This window comes from Mesorhizobium sp. USDA 3734 (assembly GCF_056279665.1).
In genome coordinates this window covers 2,122,178-2,140,174 of sequence record NZ_JBWCCW010000001.1, presented here as the reverse complement: position 1 = coordinate 2,140,174, position 17,997 = coordinate 2,122,178, and the positions used below count along the sequence as shown (strand labels likewise).

General features: G+C 63.7%; 17 protein-coding genes. 4 read left to right on the top strand and 13 right to left on the bottom strand.

What is annotated here, in order from left to right; translation table 11 throughout:
* Positions 1-7 precede the first annotated feature (7 nt).
* The 3 genes from ACZ89F_RS10190 to ACZ89F_RS10180 all read right to left on the bottom strand — a co-directional run bounded on the left by ACZ89F_RS10190 (position 8) and on the right by ACZ89F_RS10180 (position 3,248).
* On the bottom strand, positions 8-1,162 hold the full coding sequence (locus tag ACZ89F_RS10190; RefSeq protein WP_476091578.1) for an ABC transporter permease: 1,155 nt from the start codon (positions 1,160-1,162) through the stop codon (positions 8-10).
* Entirely contained in the window at positions 1,159-2,037 is an 879-nt protein-coding gene (locus ACZ89F_RS10185) for an ABC transporter permease (RefSeq protein ID WP_476091577.1), read from the bottom strand. Before ACZ89F_RS10185 ends, ACZ89F_RS10190 begins: the two co-directional genes overlap by 4 nt.
* 419 nt (positions 2,038-2,456) lie before the next feature.
* Positions 2,457-3,248 carry an ABC transporter ATP-binding protein gene (locus ACZ89F_RS10180; protein ID WP_476091576.1) on the bottom strand — a complete coding sequence of 264 codons (792 nt, stop codon included), beginning with the start codon at positions 3,246-3,248 and terminating at the stop codon, positions 2,457-2,459.
* Positions 3,249-3,377: 129 nt separating this feature from the next.
* Here ACZ89F_RS10180 and ACZ89F_RS10175 point away from each other — a divergent pair, with 129 nt between their 5' ends.
* Entirely contained in the window at positions 3,378-3,782 is a 405-nt protein-coding gene (locus ACZ89F_RS10175) for a cupin domain-containing protein (RefSeq protein ID WP_109668350.1), read from the top strand.
* Between the two features lie 20 nt (positions 3,783-3,802).
* Here ACZ89F_RS10175 and ACZ89F_RS10170 read toward each other — a convergent pair whose 3' ends face one another.
* The 6 genes from ACZ89F_RS10170 to aptA form a co-directional block, all read right to left on the bottom strand.
* Entirely contained in the window at positions 3,803-4,186 is a 384-nt protein-coding gene (locus ACZ89F_RS10170; protein ID WP_476091575.1) for a hypothetical protein, read from the bottom strand.
* A 10-nt stretch (positions 4,187-4,196) separates the two neighbouring features.
* Entirely contained in the window at positions 4,197-4,568 is a 372-nt protein-coding gene (locus ACZ89F_RS10165) for a hypothetical protein (RefSeq protein WP_476091574.1), read from the bottom strand.
* A 2-nt stretch (positions 4,569-4,570) separates the two neighbouring features.
* Positions 4,571-6,022 carry a dihydropyrimidinase gene (gene hydA / locus ACZ89F_RS10160; protein ID WP_476091573.1) on the bottom strand — a complete coding sequence of 484 codons (1,452 nt, stop codon included), beginning with the start codon at positions 6,020-6,022 and terminating at the stop codon, positions 4,571-4,573.
* Between the two features lie 63 nt (positions 6,023-6,085).
* Positions 6,086-7,336, bottom strand: a complete 1,251-nt coding sequence (locus ACZ89F_RS10155; RefSeq protein ID WP_476091572.1) for a Zn-dependent hydrolase — start codon at positions 7,334-7,336, stop codon at positions 6,086-6,088.
* A 3-nt stretch (positions 7,337-7,339) separates the two neighbouring features.
* The gene (locus ACZ89F_RS10150; protein ID WP_476091571.1) at positions 7,340-7,786 is read right to left on the bottom strand and encodes an endonuclease domain-containing protein; all 447 of its coding nucleotides are present in this window, start codon (positions 7,784-7,786) and stop codon (positions 7,340-7,342) included.
* A gap of 112 nt (positions 7,787-7,898) precedes the next feature.
* Positions 7,899-9,227, bottom strand: a complete 1,329-nt coding sequence (aptA, locus tag ACZ89F_RS10145; protein WP_109668365.1) for an omega-aminotransferase AptA — start codon at positions 9,225-9,227, stop codon at positions 7,899-7,901.
* 227 nt (positions 9,228-9,454) lie between these two features.
* Here aptA and ACZ89F_RS10140 point away from each other — a divergent pair, with 227 nt between their 5' ends.
* A complete protein-coding gene (locus tag ACZ89F_RS10140) occupies positions 9,455-10,090 on the top strand; it encodes a TetR family transcriptional regulator C-terminal domain-containing protein (RefSeq protein WP_352657330.1) in 636 nt (211 codons plus the stop codon).
* Between the two features lie 233 nt (positions 10,091-10,323).
* Here the strand turns inward: ACZ89F_RS10140 and ACZ89F_RS10135 are convergent, their stop codons facing one another.
* Positions 10,324-11,211 (bottom strand): helix-turn-helix transcriptional regulator, encoded by an 888-nt coding sequence (locus ACZ89F_RS10135; protein WP_476091570.1) that lies wholly within the window; start codon positions 11,209-11,211, stop codon positions 10,324-10,326.
* 103 nt (positions 11,212-11,314) lie between these two features.
* Here ACZ89F_RS10135 and ACZ89F_RS10130 point away from each other — a divergent pair, with 103 nt between their 5' ends.
* Complete coding sequence (locus ACZ89F_RS10130; protein ID WP_476091569.1) at positions 11,315-12,160, top strand: SDR family NAD(P)-dependent oxidoreductase; 846 nt, start codon at positions 11,315-11,317, stop codon at positions 12,158-12,160.
* On the top strand, positions 12,157-12,879 hold the full coding sequence (locus ACZ89F_RS10125) for an SDR family oxidoreductase (protein WP_476091568.1): 723 nt from the start codon (positions 12,157-12,159) through the stop codon (positions 12,877-12,879). The genes ACZ89F_RS10130 and ACZ89F_RS10125 overlap by 4 nt, the downstream gene beginning before the upstream one ends.
* Positions 12,880-13,122: 243 nt before the next feature.
* Here the strand turns inward: ACZ89F_RS10125 and otsB are convergent, their stop codons facing one another.
* From otsB to ACZ89F_RS10110, 3 genes are all read right to left on the bottom strand, one after another.
* Positions 13,123-13,884 carry a trehalose-phosphatase gene (otsB, locus tag ACZ89F_RS10120; protein WP_476091567.1) on the bottom strand — a complete coding sequence of 254 codons (762 nt, stop codon included), beginning with the start codon at positions 13,882-13,884 and terminating at the stop codon, positions 13,123-13,125.
* Complete coding sequence (locus ACZ89F_RS10115; protein ID WP_476091566.1) at positions 13,881-15,659, bottom strand: alpha,alpha-trehalose-phosphate synthase (UDP-forming); 1,779 nt, start codon at positions 15,657-15,659, stop codon at positions 13,881-13,883. The genes otsB and ACZ89F_RS10115 overlap by 4 nt, the downstream gene beginning before the upstream one ends.
* A 146-nt stretch (positions 15,660-15,805) precedes the next feature.
* Positions 15,806-17,968 carry an amylo-alpha-1,6-glucosidase gene (locus ACZ89F_RS10110; RefSeq protein ID WP_476091565.1) on the bottom strand — a complete coding sequence of 721 codons (2,163 nt, stop codon included), beginning with the start codon at positions 17,966-17,968 and terminating at the stop codon, positions 15,806-15,808.
* Positions 17,969-17,997: the final 29 nt, after the last annotated feature.

The window sequence follows — 17,997 nt, the reverse complement described above, 5'->3', positions numbered from 1 at the left end:
ACCGCCCCTATCCACCACGGACAGAGGGATGCCAAAACGTGACGGCTCTTTCGACAAGAGCGACCACGCCATAAAAGACCGAACCCGCAAGTGCTGCAACTGCGATTTCGGCCCAGACCATGTCGATGTTCATCCGCCCGACCTCGGTCGAGATGCGGAAGCCCATGCCGACGACGGGCGTGCCGAAGAACTCGGCGACGATGGCGCCGATCAGCGCCAGCGTCGAGTTGATCTTCAGCGCGTTGAAGATGAAAGGCGCCGCGGCCGGCAGCCGAAGCTTCAAGAGCGTCTGCCAATAGCCCGACGCATAGGTGCGCATCAGGTCGCGCTCCATATGGCCGGAGGCGGCCAGCCCGGCGACCGTGTTCACCAGCATCGGGAAGAAGGTCATGATGATGACCACCGCCGCCTTGGACTGCCAGTCGAAACCGAACCACATGACCATGATCGGGGCGACGCCGATGATTGGCAGCGCCGAGACCATGTTGCCGATCGGCAAGAGGCCGCGCCGCAGGAACGGCACCCGGTCGGCGAGCACGGCAGTGATGAATCCGGCGCCGCTGCCCACGACATAGCCGAAGATCACCGCCTTGAAGATGGTCTGGCGAACATCGGCGCCGAGCACCGGCAGCGAACTGGCGATGCGGGCGCCGATGGCGCTTGGCGGCGGCAAAAGGATGAAGGGAATGCCGGCGCCGCGCGTCACCGCTTCCCAGATGATCAGGATCCAGGCGCCGAAGATGGCCGGGATGATCAGGCGCAGCGCGGTCCGCGCCCAGCTTGCCATCGGGCGAAGGCCCGACAGGACGGCGACGCAGCGCCAGCCAAGCAGCCAGGCAGCGGTGAGCAGCAGGAAAAACGGCGCCCGCGCCAGACCCTCGAATCCGGCTATGCCTCCAATCAGCAGCCAGGCGACCAGATGCGCGCCGATGAAAAGCACAACAGCTTCGACGATGGACGGTATTCTGGCCATCGAGATCAAAGCGGCGAGAAGCAGCACGCCGAAGATCGGCCAGGTCGTCGCTACATAGGGATATATCAACGTGCCAGCGGGCTGTGCCAGTGGATCCACTTTCGGCGCGGCGATGGCACCGAGCGCGACTGCGATCAGGCACAGCACGATCGCCAGCACCGCTTGCCAGGAGGGTTTCAGCCAGTTCATGCCGGCCTCCCGCCCATGGCGCGGTCGACGATACGCCCGGCAATGCCGACCACCATGACCAGAAGTGCCGCCACCACCGAACCGGCAACCAGCGCCGACCAGATGTCGATGGACTGGCTGTAATAAGCACCGGCGAGCAGCTTGGCGCCGATGCCGGCGACAGCGCCGGTCGGCAGTTCGCCGACGATGGCGCCGACCAGGCTTGCCGCCACCGCCACTTTCATCGAGGTGAACAGGAACGGCACTGAGGCCGGCACGCGCAGTTTCCAGAAGGTCTGCGCACGACTGGCATTGTAGGTGTGCATCAGGTCGAGATGCATGATCTCGGGCGAGCGCAGGCCCTTCACCATGCCCACCGTCACCGGGAAGAACGACAGATAGGTCGAGATCATCGCCTTCGGGACCAGGCCAGTGATGCCGATCGCCGCCAGCACGACGATGATCATCGGCGCCACCGCCAGGATGGGAATGGTCTGCGAGGCGATGATCCACGGCATCAGGCTGCGGTCGAGCGTCGCCACATGCACGATGCCGACAGCAATGATGATGCCGAGCGCCGTGCCGAAAGCGAAGCCGAGCAGTGTCGACGACAGCGTCACCCAGGCATTGTAGACGAGGCTGCGGTTCGAGGTGATGGGCCGCAGGAAGGTGTTTTCAAAGAAATTCACCGCCACCTGATGCGGCGCCGGCAATGTCGGCTTCGGCTGCGCCAGCGTCTTGCCGATGAATTCGCTCAAAGTATGTGTTTCACCGGCGCGGCGGTCGAGATCGCGCTGGAATGGCGTGTTGAGGATGACGGCGAAGACATACCAGAGCACGACCACGCCGGCGAGGATCGAGGTGACAGGAATGAGCTTGTCGCGGAAGCTATCCATCAGCAAGCCTCGCCGGACAGGCGCCCTCCTCTCCCCAACGGGGAGAGGGTGGCCGGAGCGAAGCGGAGGTCGAGCGCCTTTTTCTTCGTCATCCTAGGGCGGAGCAAGGAGCGAAGCGACGCGGCGCAGACCCTAGGATCCATGCCGTTACTTCTATGCTCCGCGACGGTGCTGAACATGGCTCCCGAGCCAGGGAAACAGTCCGCCGCCGTGATTTGCCTTGCGGTCATTCTGGGCCGTCTGTGTTTTTCGACTGATGTCACGGCATGGATCCTAGGGTCTGCGCCGCGTCGCTTCGCTCCTTGCTCCGCCCTAGGATGACGAAGGCATGGTTGGCCGCTCCCTCCCAGCAGGCCGCTTCGCGCTTGCTTCGCCCTAGGATGACGAAGGCAGGGTTGGCCGCTCGCTTGTCAGGGCGCTCAATCATCATAACTGTGCCCTGCCCGCAGCCCATCGCGGACCCGCGCTGCGATCGCCAAGAACTCCGGCGTCTCGCGGATGTCGAGCGGCCGCTCCTTCGGCAGCGTCGACTCGATGACATCGCTCACGCGGCCCGGCCGCGGCGACATGACGACGATCCGCGTCGACAGATACACCGCTTCCGGAATGGAATGGGTGACGAAGCAGATCGTCTTGTTGGTGCGTCCCCACAGTTCCAGCAATTGCTCATTGAGATGGTCGCGCACGATCTCGTCCAGCGCGCCGAACGGCTCGTCCATCAGCAGAAGGTCGGCATCGAAGGCCAGCGCGCGGGCGATCGAGGCGCGCTGCTGCATGCCGCCCGAGAGCTGCCAGGGATATTTCTTCTCGAAGCCCGAGAGGTTGACGAGGTCGAGCGTGCGCTTGATGCGCTGTGCCTGTTCCGCCTTGGACAGGCCCATGATCTCCAAAGGCAGCCCGACATTGCGCTCGATGGTGCGCCACGGAAACAGCGCCGCCGCCTGGAAGACATAGCCGTAGGCGCGTTTCTCGCGTGCCTGTTCCGCTGTCATGCCGTTGACCGAAATCGTCCCCGAGGTCGGCTTCTCCAGATCGGCGATGACGCGCAGCAGCGTGGTCTTGCCGCAGCCCGAAGGCCCGATGAAGGAGACGAACTCCCCCTTGCCGATGGTGAGATCGACATTGGACAGCGCCTGGACCGGCCCGTCATTGGTTTGGAAGGTCAGTCCGAGTTTGCTTGCCGCGACGACGGCTGGCGAAGTCCCTGTCATCGGCTGCCGCCTGCCCGTTCCCGCCCCCGCGGCGCCGGCTGGAATCCGATTGCTTTTATCGCGATGTTGTTTTCCACTCGCCCTGTCCCATTGGTCTTGTCCCACTCAATCGACGCCCGGAGTTTCCCGATGTCGCCCAAACCCACTTGTCATCTTATCCGCCCTGAAAGCACTTATGAAGGCAAGCAAGGGCTGACCTATTTCGCCGGCATCGCCACGGAGACCGTCGGCTCCTCCGGCATCTGCATGCACCTGCTCACCTTGCCGCCCGGCGCCCGCGCCAAGGCGCACATGCATGAGAGCCATGAGACGGCGATCTATGTCCTCTCCGGCGAAGTTCATACCTGGTATGGCGACCGGCTCGAGCACCATATCGTCGTCAAGGCCGGCGACCTCTTCTACATTCCGGCCGGCGTGCCGCATCTGCCGGCCAATCTGAGCGGCGCTCCGTCTTCGGCCGTCATTGCCCGCACGGATCCCAACGAACAGGAAAGCGTCGTCCTGCTGCCGGAACTGGATGCGCTGGTTGCCTGAAACCAATGGCAACTTGATCGTCATCGGCACCGGGAGACTTCCCCCATGACATTGCCGTCCGCATCGGTGATCACCAGTTTCTTGGCATTCTTGGGGCTGCGCTTGACGGTGAATTCGGTCGGTGACTGGCCATCCTCGCCTTCCGCTTCGCACTGCGCCTTGATGGCGAGCGAGCCATCTGGTTTCGCCTGCTTGTCGGTGAAGGTACAGGCGCTGGCCGCGGTGACCAGATCGGTGTCGGTCAACAGCAGCATGTCTTCGGCATAGACTTCCTGGCCGTTCTTGTTGATACAGCCGGACTTGTTGCCATAGGGCTTGGACAGATCGATGCCCGCCGCTGACGCTTGACCAGCAGCCAGCATGAGTACCATCGCAACAGACAGAGCAAAACCGCGCATGCTCATCCCCCCGACATCACGAACATGATTGCAGCGGCCCCATTTCCTCAAGGCCTGGAATGGTGACGAAGAAACCATCCTCACCCTTGTTGGTGACCACGACGGTTTCGATTGTCGTTCCGGCCTCGCCCTCGGCGGAACAGGTCGAAGTCAGCGATTGCGCACCCAGCAACGGCGTCAGTTGCTGCGCGAACCGGCAACCGCTGCCATAAGTCTCGATGCCTTCGGCCGTCAGCACGATATAGGCATCGCTGTCCTGATAACCGGCCTTGACGCCGGCGCAGCCGACATCATTGCCCCAGGAGCCGGCCAGCACGCCGCCTGCCGCTGCCGGACCGGCGACACTTGCCACCAGGACCAGTGAAATGAGCGCGGCCGAACGCGCCAAGCTCAAACCCCGGTCGCCGGGATACCGGTGCGTTCCACCTTGCGCGGCGCGGAAATCTCTTTCCACGTCGACAGCGCCCGGTTGACCGCCGCATTCGGCTCGCGGCCAACGAACTCGCCATGGCCGGGCTTGGCCTTGACCTCGGCCTCCTGGATCGACAGTTCGCCGCGCGAGAAGACGAAGCGCGGCAGGCCGGTCACCTCGAACCCTTCGAAGACGTTGTAGTCGATCACCGACTGCTGCTTCTTCGAGGAGATCTTCTTCTTCCGCTTCGGATCCCAGACGACGATGTCGGCATCCGCGCCTTCGACGATGGCGCCCTTTTTCGGATACATGTTGAGTATCTTGGCGATGTTGGTCGAAGTCACCGCGACGAACTCGTTCATCGTCAGCCGGCCGGTGTTGACGCCGGTGGTCCACAGCACCGGCATGCGGTCCTCAAGTCCGCCGGTGCCGTTCGGGATCTTGGTGAAATCGCCGACGCCGTTGCGCTTCTGCTTGGTGGTGAAGGCACAATGGTCGGTCGCCACCACCTGCAGTGATCCCGCCTGCAGGCCGGCCCACAGCGAATCCTGGTGCAATTTGTTGCGAAATGGCGGGCTCATCACGCGGCGCGCCGCATGGTCCCAATCCTTGTCGAAATACTCGCTCTCGTCCAGCGTCAGGTGCTGGATCAGCGGCTCCCCGAACACGCGCATGCCCTTCTGGCGCGCCCGGCGGATCGCTTCGTGGCTCTGCTCGCAGGACACATGCACGACATAGAGCGGCACGCCGGCCATGTCGGCGATCATGATGGCGCGGTTGGTCGCCTCGCCTTCCACCTCCGGTGGGCGCGAATAGGCGTGCCCCTCGGGGCCGTTGTTGCCGGCGGCAAGCAGCTTCTGCGACAAAGCGGCGACCACGTCGCCATTCTCGGCATGCACCAGGGGCAGCGCGCCGAGGTCGGCGCAGCGCTGGAACGACGCATACATCTCGTCGTCATCGACCATCAGCGCGCCCTTGTAGGCCATGAAATGCTTGAACGAGGTGATGCCCTTGTCGACGACGGTGGCCATCTCGTCGAACACCTGCTTGCCCCACCAGGTGATCGCCATGTGGAAGGAGTAGTCGCAGGACGCCGTCGAGGTCTTGTTGTCCCACATCTGCAAGGCTTCGAGCAGCGACTGCTGCGGCGCCGGCAGGCAGAAATCGACCACCATGGTGGTACCGCCGGCAAGGGCCGCCCGCGTGCCGGATTCGAAATCATCGGCCGAATAGGTGCCCATGAACGGCATTTCGAGATGGGTGTGCGGGTCGATGCCGCCCGGCATGATGTAGCAGCCGGTGGCGTCGAACTCGTGGTCGCCATGCAGATTGGAGCCGATGGCGACGATCTTGCCATGCTGCATCAGCACATCGGCCTTCCACGTGCGGTCGGCCGTGACGATGGTGCCGTTCTTGATGACTTTGGTCATTTTCTGTTCCCTTGTTCTCTTCGCGCTTCTTGCGAGCAGCGTTTGGAAGGTAGATTTCTAGGCTCACTCCACGATGACAGCCGTCTCCACCACCGCATGGAACAGCACGTCAGCGCCGGCGCCTGCCCATTCCTTGGTGATCTCCTCGGCCTCGTTGTGTGACAACCCGTCGACACAGGGGCACATCACCATGGCGGTGGGCGCGACGCGGTTGATCCAGCAGGCGTCGTGGCCGGCGCCGGAAACGATGTTGCGATGCGAATAGCCGAGGCGGTCGGCGGCATCGCGGATTGCCTTGACGCAGCCGGCGTCGAAGGTAACCGGATCGAAAGCGCCGACCTGTTCGATCTTGTACTGGATATCGAGCGCCTCGCAGATCGTGTCGATGCCTTCGCGGATGCGGCCGTCCATCGCATCCAGCACTTCCTTTTCCGGCGAGCGGATGTCGACGGTGAAGACAGTGCGCCCGGCGATGATGTTGCGCGAGTTGGGATAGACCTCCATGTGGCCGACCGCGCCGACGGCGTCGGGCTGGTAGTCCATGGCGATCTCATGCACCAGCTCGATCACCCGTGCCATGCCGAGCCCGGCATTGCGGCGCTTGGGCATCGGCGTCGAGCCGGTATGGGCTTCCTTGCCGGTCAGCGTCACCTGCAGCCATTTCAGGCCCTGGCCGTGGGTGACGACGCCAATGTCAATGTCTTCGTCCTCGAGGATCGGTCCCTGTTCGATATGCAGTTCGAAGAAGGCGTGGATCTTGCGGTCGCCGACCTTCTCGCTGCCTTTCCAGCCGATGCGTTCGAGCTCCTCGCCGAATTTCTTGCCCTGCTTGTCGACATGCCCGTAGACATCGGCCTGTTCGAGTACGCCGGCAAACACGCCGGACGCCATCATCGCCGGCGCGAAGCGCGCGCCCTCCTCGTTCGTCCAGTTGGTGACGACGATCGGATGTTTGGTCCTGATGCCGAGGTCGTTGAGCGAGCGCACCACTTCCAGCCCGCCCAGCACACCCAGCACGCCGTCATACTTGCCGCCGGTCGGCTGCGTATCGAGATGACTGCCGACATAGACCGGTGGCAGGCCGGGATCGGTGCCTTCGCGGCGGGCAAACATGGTGCCCATCTCGTCGACGCCCATTTCGAGCCCGGCCTGATCGCACCAGCGCTTGAACAGATGCCGGCCCTCGCCGTCCTCGTCGGTCACGGTCTGGCGATTGTTGCCGCCGGCAATGCCGGGGCCGATCTTCGCCATCTCCATGATGGAATCCCACAAACGGTCTGAATTGATTCGAAGATTCTCGCCGGGTGCGGCCATGCTCTAAAACCTCATCGATTGCGGATCGCCGGCGTCCCCCTCCCCCTTGAGGGGAGGGTGGCCGCGAAGCGGTCGGGTGGGGTCGGCTGACATATGCTCGACCTTCTCCTTGACCACCTGCGCGACATGCCACGCGCTGTTTATGACATCGGGCTCGTCAACACGGAAGACATCAAACCCGAGTGAGCGCAGATAGGCATCACGAACAGCATCGTGCCGCTTGCCCTTCTCGTGTTCGTGCAGATCACCATCGACCTCAACGATCAGCTTCACCGCGAGGCAAGCGAAGTCGACGATGTAAGGCCCAATCGGGCACTGACGGCGAAACTTGATGCCGCTCGATTTCAGCTCACGCAGTTCATACCACAGCAGAGATTCGCCCTTAGTCGCATGAACTCGAAGCGCGCGCGGCTTCTGGCGTATTTCGAAGCTCACGCGGGTACGGGGCATCAGCATAGACCTCGCAGCAAAAGATCAGGTCGGCGCACTGCCGCACCGACCCCACCCGACCGCTTCGCGGCCACCCTCCCCTCAAGGGGGAGGGATATCCGCGCCCAGTTCTTCAATCTATCGACCGCAGCACATCACGCACATGGTCGATCAATTCGTTGATCTGGCCCTTGGTGATGATCAGCGGAGGCGACAGCGCGATGATGTCGCCGGTGGTGCGGATCAGCGCGCCGCGCTCGAACGCCTTGACGAAGGCCGAGAAGGCCCGCTTGGTCGGTTGACCAGCAATCGGCGCCAGCTCGATCGCACCGATCAGTCCGATGTTCCTGATGTCGATGACGTTCGGCTCACCCTTCAGCGAATGCAGGGCGTCTTCCCAATAGGGTGCCAGTTCCTCGCCACGGGTCAGCAGGCCCTCTTCCTTGTAGGTGTCGAGCGTGCCGAGTGCGGCTGCGCAGGCGATCGGATTGCCCGAATAGGTGTAGCCGTGGAAGAACTCGATCATGTGCTCGGGGCCGGTCATGAAGGCGTCGTGGATTTCCTTCTTCACGAACACCGCGCCCATCGGGATGACGCCGTTGGAGACGCCCTTGGCGGTGGTCATGATGTCGGGCGTCACACCGAAATAATCGGCGGCAAACGGCGTGCCGAGACGGCCGAAACCGGTGATGACCTCGTCGAAGATCAACAGGATGCCGTGCTTGGTGCAGATCTCGCGCAGCTTCTGCAGATAGCCCTTGGGCGGTAGGATGACGCCGGTGGAGCCGGCCACCGGCTCGACGATGACGGCGGCGATGGTGGAAGCATCATGCAGGGCGACAATGCGCTCCAACTCGTTGGCGAGTTCCGCGCCATACTCCGGCACGCCCTTGGTAAAGGCGTTCTTTTCCGGCAGATGCGTGTGCGGCATGTGGTCGACGCCGCCGAGCAGCGTGCCGAACATCTTGCGGTTAGTGACGATGCCGCCGACCGAGATGCCGCCGAAATTGACGCCGTGATAGCCGCGCTCGCGGCCGATCAGCCGGGTGCGCGACCCCTCGCCCTTCACGCGGTGGTAGGCGATCGCCATTTTCAGCGCCGTCTCGACCGATTCCGAGCCGGAATTGGTGAAGAAGACATGATCCATGCCCTTGGGCGCGAGGTCGACCAGGCGGTTGGCCAGTTCGAACACGATCGGATGGCCCATCTGGAAGGCGGGCGCATAGTCGAGCTCGGCGGCCTGGTGCTGGATCGCCTCGGTGATCTTCGGCCGGCAGTGGCCGGCATTGACGCACCACAGGCCGGCGGTGCCGTCGAGCACCTTGCGGCCGTCGCTGGTCGTGTAATGCATGTCCTTGGCGGACACCATCATGCGCGGCGCCTGCTTGAACTGCCGGTTTGCCGTGAACGGCATCCAGAATGCGCTGAGATCGTTCGGCGTGACTTTCAGCCGGTTGGACATGACCAGGACTTCCCCTTGTAATCTGTTTCGGTGCGCCCAACGCTTGGTCTTTGCTGCGTTTTCATGCTACGCAAATTTTTGACCGATTGGACAAACGTTAGCACCGCCCTGTCGGCGGTCAAGGGATTACTAGCGGAAATGCGGCACCTGAAGTGCGTTCCACAGGCTAGGGAAAAACTGGTCCAGAGAATTGGTCCAGATGACCCTCAACGCGAGGGCTGGCAACGATGACCACCAGCACGGACGCCCCTCGCCGCACCCGCATCCAACAGGAAAAGCGCGAACTCATCCTGGAGGCGGCGCTCGAGGTTTTCTCCACCAACGGCTTTCGCGGCTCGACCATCGACCAGATCGCCGAAGCCGCCGGCATGTCGAAGCCCAACCTGCTCTATTATTTCCGCCGCAAGGAAGACATCCACGAGACACTGATGCAGCGCCTGCTCGACACCTGGCTGGCGCCGCTGCGCGAACTCGACGACATCGGCGACCCCTTGACCGAATTGCGCAGCTACATCAGGCGCAAGCTGGAGATGGCGCGCGATTTTCCGCGCGAGAGCCGGCTGTTCGCCAACGAGATCCTGCAAGGCGCGCCGCGCATCATGCCGCTGCTGGCCGGCGAGCTGAAGACGCTCGTGGACGAGAAGGCCGCCGTCATCAAGGGCTGGATGCGCGCCGGCAAGATCGCACGCACCGACCCCTGGCACCTGATCTTCTCGATCTGGGCGACGACGCAGCATTATGCCGATTTCGACGTCCAGGTCCGCGCCGTGCTCGGGCCGAACCGAGGCGGCGACGGCCGCTTCGAGGATGCGGCAAGATTTCTCGAGCAGTTGTTCCTCGATGGGCTCAAGCCGAAGGGCTAGATGGCTTCGTCATTCTCGGGCGAAGCAAGGAGCGAGGCGACGCGGCGCAGCCCCCTGGAGCTGCTCCGTAGCCCAAGGAATCCATGCCGCGACTTCAACGCGCCGCAACGGTCCAATTCTGCTCCGTAGTACTCTTCGGCAAACGTCCCGGCATGGATTCTCGGATCTCCGCGTCCGCTTCGCTCCCGCTCCGCCCGTGGATGACGAAGTTGAGGGGCTGCCGCCGGCCAATCTCAGGCGCTGCGGCGCTCGGCCGGCAGCGCGTCCAGCAATGTCTGCAGCTTGGCGACCGAGTTCTGCTCGGCGAGCGGCGTGTAGACGATCAGCTTCATGTCGGAGCCGTCGCCGATCGACAGGCTCATATGCTCGAAGGTCATGGCGCCCGCGCTCGGGTGCCGGACATGCTTCACCCCCGACAATCGGTGCGCGACGTCGCGCTGCGGCCACCAACTGCGAAATTCGGGGCTCGAGCGCGTCATCAACTCGATCAGCCGCTCGAAATCCGGATCGCCGACATAGCGGGCGCTCGCGGCCCGGAACGAAGCCAGCACGGTGCGCGCCAATTCCTCCCAGTCGACCAGCAGGCGCCGATGGTGCGGGTTGGTGAACACCATGTGGACGATGTTGCGGGCGTCACCCTCCAGCAGGCCATAATCGCCGAACACCGCCACCGCCGCCGGGTTCCAGGCCAGCACGTCCCAGCGCCGCCCGACGACATAGGCCGGCTGCAGCACCAGGCTCTGCAGCATATGCAGCAACGGACCATCGACCTTTTCCGGCGCGACGGCGCGGCGCTCCGGCTGCTGGCGGTCGGCCAGGATGAACAGATGCTGTTTTTCGGCCGCGTCGAGGCGCAGCGCTTCGGCGAGCGCCGTCAGCACCTCGACCGAGGGCCTGACCTCGCGCCCCTGCTCCAGCCATGTGTACCAGGTGGTGCCGACACCGGCGATCATCGCCACCTCCTCGCGCCGCAAGCCGGGCGTACGTCGCCTGAGACCGGTGGCGATGCCTGTGGCCGAGGGCGTCAGCCTTTCGCGGCGCGAGCGCAGGAAGGCGCCGAGTTCGCGCCGGCGGCTGTCTTCAGCCGAGTGTGTGGGGGCCGAATGGGGTTGGGACTCCATGGGCTTATTATAGCAGTATTGATACCAGGATAAAGTTTGAACTGTTTGGCTCGCGCCAACTGTCCCATCTTCCGTTCAGAGCAACAGAATGGAGGCTCTGAACATGGAACTCAAAGACAAGACGATCCTCATCACCGGGTCAACCGATGGCGTTGGCCGCGTCGTCGCGCAACGGCTCGGCGCCGCGGGCGCCCATGTCCTGGTGCATGGTCGCGATGCGACGCGCGGCAAGGCTGTTGTCACCGAGATCGAAGCCGCCGGCGGCAAGGCGGAGCTTCTGGTCGCCGAGCTCTCTTCGCTGGCAGAAGTGTGCCGCCTTGCCGAGGCGGTGCGCGCCCGCACGAACCGGCTCGACGTCCTTATCAACAATGCCGGCATCGGTACCGCGAGCCAGGGCGCCAAACGGCAAGTCAGCGCCGATGGCTACGAACTGCGCTTCGCCGTCAACTACCTCGCCGGTTTCCTGCTCACATCCGAGCTTCTGCCATTGCTGAAGGAGAGCACGCCGGCGCGCATCGTCAATGTCGCCTCGGCAGGTCAGCAGGCGATCGATTTCAGCGATGTCATGCTGACCCGCTCCTATGACGGCGTGCGTGCCTACTGCCAGAGCAAGCTGGCGCAGATCCTGTTCACCGTCGACCTTGCGGAGCAGTTGAAAGGCAGCGGCGTCACCGTCAACGCTCTGCATCCGGCGAGCTACATGAACACCACCATGGTCCGGCAGGCCGGCGTGACGCCATGGAGCTCGGTCGAAACCGGTGCCGACGCCATCCTCAACCTCGCCATCTCACCCGCGCTTGACGGAAAAAGCGGCCTCTATTTCGACGGCCTGCGGGAATCCCGTGCCGACGCCCAGGCCTATGACGCCAAGGCAAGGCAACAGTTGCGAGCTTTGAGTCTCGACCTCATCGGCCCGGTCTCCCCCACATCGGAGGAACAGCATTCATGACCAAGACAATCGAACATGCCGTCATCATCGGCGGCTCGTCCGGCATCGGCCTGGCGACGGCGCGCAACCTGCTCGGCCCAGGCATGAAGGTGACCATCACCGGGCGCAACGAGGAGAAACTGAAGAGCGCGTGGAAAAGCCTTGGCGGCGCTGCCGACAAGGCGGCTTTCGACGCCTCGAAGCCGGATGAGGTCCGCCAGTTCTTCGAGCACCTCGGTCCTTTCGACCATCTGGTGCTGGCGGCCAGCGGCGGCAAGGGCCTTGGCCCCTTCCCGACGCTTGACCTGAGCGACATCGGCGGTGGCGTCGACGAGAAAGTCCGCCCGCAGCTATCCTGCCTGCAGGCGGCCTTGCCCACTCTGAACAAGGCCGGATCGGTCACCTTCATCTCGGCGGTTTCGGCGCAGCTCGCAACGCCCGGCGTCGCCGGCATCGCCGCCATCAACGGCATGCTTTTGACCGTGGTGCCCATCCTGGCCCTGGAATTGAAGCCGCTGCGCGTCAATGTCGTGGCGCCCGGCGTCATCGACACGCCCTGGTGGAATTTTCTGGCCGAGGAGCAGAGGCAGGCTATCTTTGCCGACTATGCCGGCAAGACGCCGGTTGGCCGCATCGGCCGTGCCGAAGACGTCGCCTCGGCAATCGCCTTCCTCGTCTCCAACGGCTTCATGACCGGTCAGGTGCTGACCTGCGACGGTGGTCTGCGGTTTGCGGCGTAACGGGCTTTTCCGGAACATAGGAATAATCAGGCGTATCAGCCCCATACATCTTGTTGTCGATCGCTTCCTGCCAGCTGGAGTCGGCATCGGACGGTGAAACGGCGGCGATCCCATGGCGGGAGGAGCGGGAGTGAAGCCAATTCGGCGTGATCTCTCGAACCAATTGTGCAAAGCGTCCCATCGAACCGTTCCTTTCCTTGCCCTTTCCAGGATGCGCGGGCGCGGTGGCATCCTCGATTGGACCTAAAGTTGAGCTCTCAGCCAGGCCAGCGTCTCGGCAACGCCGGCGAGCCCGTACTGCGCGGTGGTATGCGCAGGTGGCTTGACCCGTATTGACAGGCCACCGGCATCATTGACGGCTTCGAAGCCGTTTTCGTCCGAGGTGTCGTCGCCCAGGAAGACCGGGCGGCGGCCCACAAATGGCGCGATGTCCATGAAACGCCGGATCGCGGCGCCCTTGGCTGCCTCGAGCGGCAGCAGTTCCACACCGGCATTGCCGGGAACCACGCGGTAGCCCTTTGGCAGCGTGGCCAGCGCCTGCTCGACAAGCTGCGTCGCGCGGGGAAGCAGATGCGGCGCAGCGCGCGTGTGGATGGCGAGCACCCGTCCTTTGCGCTCGATATAGGCCCCACGACCGAGCTCGGCCTGGATCTCATCGGCAAGCGCCGCGATATCCGCCGGCTCTCCGGCGACCTCGACCTTGTCGTCCGGCAGGAGCCTGTGTTCCAGGCCATAGAGCCCGGCAGCGCGCAGCTTCAAGGGCTGAAACAGCTGGTCCGCTGCCGCAACGGAGCGGCCTGTGATGAAGGCCAATGCCCCGTCCAACTTGCGATCCAGGCCTTGCAGCAAGGAGCGAAGCTCGTCGCTGACCGAGACCGCGTCCGGGTGTTCCGCATGTTCAAGCAGCGTGCCATCGATGTCGAGGAACAACGCCCATTCGCCGGTCAGCAAGGCCGGCGGCCTTTGCAAGCTTTCGCCAGCAATTTTTTGCAGGGTCTCGCTCATAGCATTGCCACCCGTTTGCGTTCGAACATGGATACGACATTGTCGATGCCGGCCGGCCGGTCGCCAGCACCTGTTACCCGATCGAGGTCACCGCGCTTGCGCAGGCGCGCCGCGTCCAGAAGCATGCTGCCGGCCCAGCGATAGACATTGTTGTCGCGGACCATCTGCCGCATCGGCCGCATGCGCTCGCGCTGTTCGTCCGGCGTCATGGTCAGCGCCTGCAGCAGCGCTTCACTCATCATGGCCGCGTCGTAGGGGTTGACGATCAGCGCCTCCAGCAATTCGCGCGAGGCGCCGGCGAAGGTGCTGAGCATCAGGACGCCCTGTTCGTCGTCGCGCGCCGCGACGAATTCCTTGGCGACCAGGTTCATACCGTCATGCAGGCTGGTGACCATGCATATGTCGGCGGCGCGATAGATCTCGTAGACCTGTTCCTGCGAGTGATGTTCGGCCACCATGACCACCGGTCTGTAGCCCTCGCTGCCATAGCGCTGGTTGAGCTCCTCGGCATAGCGGTGGCATTCGTCATGGAGCAGCTTGTAGGCCGGGAGCGTGCCGCGGCTGGGCGCCGCGATCTGCAGGAAAACCAGCTTTCCGATCCATTCAGGGTATCGCTTGAACAATTCGTCCAGCGCCTGAAACCGATCCAGAATGCCCTTGGTGTAGTCGAGACGCTCGACACCCACGGCCAGCTTCACATCCGCTTTCAGTCCGAACCTGTTGCGCAGGCGGGCGCGGCAGTCATCGACATCAGGCAATTTTGCCAGCAGGTCCGCCGGCCATTCTATGGAGATGGGATAGGCGTGCACCAGTGTCGTCTGCCCGCCATAGGAGATCGCCGCATCCGCCCGCTCGATGCGGCTTTCCAGGAAGCGATCGACGCTTTCGGTGAAATTGTTGGCGTGGAACTGGGTGTGGAAACCGATGATCGAGCTGCCAAGCAGCCCCTCCAGGATGCGTTCACGCCACGGACAGATGCTGTACACTTCCGAGTTCGGCCATGGGATGTGCCAGAAGGTGATGACGATCGCCTCCGGCAGGCGTTCGCGGATCATGCGCGGCAGCAGCGCGAAGTGGTAGTCCTGGACCAGCACGATCGGCCGCTCGTTGCGCGCTTCGGCAACCACCGTGTCGGCGAACTTCCGGTTGACGGCCTCATAGGCCTCCCAGTCCGAGGCGCGAAAAATCGGCCGGGTGAAGGCGATATGGCAAAGCGGCCAGAGGCCCTCATTGGCGAAGCCGAGATAGTAGCCCTGATGCTCTTCCTCCGTCAGCCAGACCCGGCGCAGCGTGTAGGACGGATGGCCGGGCGGAACCTGTACCCGGTCGTCCTGATCGACCGTCAGACGGTCGGCGGTTCCACCGCCATAGGCGATCCAGGTGCCGCCACAGGCACGGGTGATCGGCTCGAGCGCCGACACCAGCCCGCTGGCCGGCACCAGCAATTCGACGCCATCATCCCTGATGTTGTGGATATAGGGTTCGCGGTTGGACACCACGATGACCTGCGCATCGGGCAGATCGTCGGCGAGGATCTTGCGCAATGTTTCGGGCGACCACGTCACCAGCGCCGCATCGGCCGATTGGCCGTTCTTCTCGAACTCCCGTATCACCTTGCGCGCCGCTTCGGCGGCCACGTCTTCGCCCGCTGTATGCGCAACCGCCGGAGGATGACTGCGGCGCTGCCGCGATAGAGAGAAGAAAACGGCAAAAGCGGAAAAACCGAGGCTCGCGAGGATCAGAACCCAGAGCAGGTCCGCACCGTAATTTGTCATGGGAATGCCAACTCACCTCCGGCCGTTCGGCGGCCGTTTTGTTCGTGTTTCCGATTTGAAACTGTCCGCGGCGACAGGGGTCGCCGTCCGGACCTGTATTTTTGCAACGCACAAAGCCCGGATCGGTTCCGCCAATTTTGTTCGAATCATGTTCTGACGATGAGCGGCACCAGCCCTTCATGGCGGTCGGCGAGGAAAGCGACGACCCGGTCGCCGACGCGCTGGAAGGTGAGATCGACCACTCTTTCGCCAACGCCCAGGTGGCGCAGCGTGAGCGTGTCGATGCCGATCGGCAGCCTCGGGCGGGTAACCCGGATTTCGCCATCCCAGCCGTCGATCTCCAGGCCAAGGCACGCCTGCATCAGCATGAAGGCGGAGCCTGCCGACCACGCTTGCGGCAGGCAGGCGACGGGATAGGCGATGGGTGCTTCGCCCGGCGCGCGGGTAAAACCGCAGAACAGTTCGGGCAGCCGCATGTTGAAATGGACCGCGGATTCGAACGTGCCGCTCATCAGGCGGACCACGCTTTCACGCTCGCCATAACGCGCCAGGCCGGCACCGCACATGGCGGTGTCATGCGGCCAGATCGAGCCATTGTGGTACGACATCGGGTTGAAGAACACGGCATCGTCGGCAAGCGTCCTCAGCCCCCAGCCGGAATGGAAGGAGGCGGAAAGCAGCTGGTCTGCGACCATCTGCGCCCGCGCCGGCTCAGGCAATCCGACAAGGAGAAGATGGCCCGCATTCGAGGTCCGCACCTTGCAGGGTTCGCCTTCACCATCGATCGCCAGGGCGTAGAAGCCGAGATCGTCGAGCCAGAAATCGCGTTCCACCGCCACCCGCATGGCCTCGGCACGGTCCTCCCAGTGATCGGCTTTCTCGTCCTCGCCACGGCGGCGGGCAAGCTTCGCCAGCCCCCGGAAAGCGGCAAAGACATAGCCTTGCACTTCCACCAGCGCGATCGGACCCTTGGGAATGCGGCCATCGGCATGAAAGACGGAATCGAAACTATCCTTCCATCCCTGGTTGGCGAGGCCGGACTCGGCGGCCCGCTGGTAGGTCACGAAGCCGGTCTCGCGGCCCGCCTCCTCCGTCCATTCGGCCGCGGCGCACAGAGACGGCCACAGGCTGTCGATGAACGCCATGTCACCGGTACGATCGGCATAGGCACAGGCGAGATGGATGTAGAGCGGCGTCGTATCGACGCCGCCATAGTAGCGGCCGAAAGGAAGCTCCCGCAGCGCCGCCATCTCGCCCTTGCGGGTCTCGTGCATGATCTTGCCCGGCTGCGAATCGCTGAACGGCGACGTCTCCGTGGCCTGATGCTGGGCCAGGAAGGCCAGCACGCCCCGCGCCAGGCCTGGATTGAGCCAGAGCATCTGCAGCGCCGAGATGACGCCGTCGCGTCCGAACGCCGTCGAGAACCAGGGAATGCCGGCATAGGGATAGGGTCCGGTCGCAAGCTCGGTGGTCAGCAGCGCGACATCGGCGCGGGCGCGCTCGACCCAGTCGTTGAAGACGCGACCGGAGCTGTGCACCGTCGCGCCATGGCGACGCTTGGCCCGCATGCCGAAGCGCGCCCGGGCGGCAGCGGCGCGGAAACGGTCGCGGTCCGGCGGCTCGGCCAACTCGGGACCGACCTCGACATAGAGCACCTTGCTGCTGCGCTTGGTTACGGCGAGCAGGAAATCGGCGCGGTCGGCTGTCAGCTGGTCCGGTGCCTGCGAGAACGATATCGCCGATGCGCGCGCCAGCCCATCCAACCCGTCATAGCGCAGCAGCACGGATGTCGCGTCCATCTCGGCCACATGCGCCAGCCCGCGCCGCAGCCGTGTCGAGCCGCGCACTTCGAACATGTCGCGGAAATCGGCGGCAAAGTGCAGGGAAACGCCGATTGTCGAGGTTTCCCGGCTGTAGTTGGAAAGGGTGATGCGTTCGAACAGCCTGTCTTGCCACAGCAGCCTGACGCGTTCGACATGAATCGCGCCCTGCGGAATGTCGCGACCGGCAGCACTCTGCATCGGCAGATTGGTCAGGTTGGTGGTGAACAGCACATTGTCCTGGCTGAGCGAGGCGCCAAGCAACGATGTCTGCCGGCCGCCGACGGTCAGCCGGAATTCGGAGAGCACCCGTGTGTCGTCGCGAAAGAAACCGTCTCCGGCGCCGCGTATGTCGCCATAGGCATCCGCAACCGCAAAGCAGTCGCCCTGCTTGAGCGCAAACAGCCGGTGCGGCTCGCGAGGAGCGGTCGCGTCGAGCGAGGCAAGGGCTACGGCGGGATCGAGCTGGCGCTCGTCGAGTAGAGCCATTGGTCACAGATCCCTGTTGTTGCGGTCTT

Coding starts and splice junctions, on each gene's coding strand:
- ACZ89F_RS10140 (WP_352657330.1), top strand. CDS start 9,455: ATGACCACCAGCACGGACGCCCCTCGCCGCACCCGCATCCAACAGGAA.
- ACZ89F_RS10180 (WP_476091576.1), bottom strand. CDS start 3,248: ATGACAGGGACTTCGCCAGCCGTCGTCGCGGCAAGCAAACTCGGACTG.
- aptA (WP_109668365.1), bottom strand. CDS start 9,227: ATGTCCAACCGGCTGAAAGTCACGCCGAACGATCTCAGCGCATTCTGG.
- ACZ89F_RS10150 (WP_476091571.1), bottom strand. CDS start 7,786: ATGCCCCGTACCCGCGTGAGCTTCGAAATACGCCAGAAGCCGCGCGCG.
- hydA (WP_476091573.1), bottom strand. CDS start 6,022: ATGACCAAAGTCATCAAGAACGGCACCATCGTCACGGCCGACCGCACG.
- ACZ89F_RS10135 (WP_476091570.1), bottom strand. CDS start 11,211: ATGGAGTCCCAACCCCATTCGGCCCCCACACACTCGGCTGAAGACAGC.
- ACZ89F_RS10175 (WP_109668350.1), top strand. CDS start 3,378: ATGTCGCCCAAACCCACTTGTCATCTTATCCGCCCTGAAAGCACTTAT.
- ACZ89F_RS10190 (WP_476091578.1), bottom strand. CDS start 1,162: ATGAACTGGCTGAAACCCTCCTGGCAAGCGGTGCTGGCGATCGTGCTG.
- ACZ89F_RS10110 (WP_476091565.1), bottom strand. CDS start 17,968: ATGGCTCTACTCGACGAGCGCCAGCTCGATCCCGCCGTAGCCCTTGCC.
- ACZ89F_RS10185 (WP_476091577.1), bottom strand. CDS start 2,037: ATGGATAGCTTCCGCGACAAGCTCATTCCTGTCACCTCGATCCTCGCC.
- ACZ89F_RS10130 (WP_476091569.1), top strand. CDS start 11,315: ATGGAACTCAAAGACAAGACGATCCTCATCACCGGGTCAACCGATGGC.
- ACZ89F_RS10115 (WP_476091566.1), bottom strand. CDS start 15,659: ATGACAAATTACGGTGCGGACCTGCTCTGGGTTCTGATCCTCGCGAGC.
- ACZ89F_RS10155 (WP_476091572.1), bottom strand. CDS start 7,336: ATGGCCGCACCCGGCGAGAATCTTCGAATCAATTCAGACCGTTTGTGG.
- otsB (WP_476091567.1), bottom strand. CDS start 13,884: ATGAGCGAGACCCTGCAAAAAATTGCTGGCGAAAGCTTGCAAAGGCCG.
- ACZ89F_RS10125 (WP_476091568.1), top strand. CDS start 12,157: ATGACCAAGACAATCGAACATGCCGTCATCATCGGCGGCTCGTCCGGC.
- ACZ89F_RS10170 (WP_476091575.1), bottom strand. CDS start 4,186: ATGAGCATGCGCGGTTTTGCTCTGTCTGTTGCGATGGTACTCATGCTG.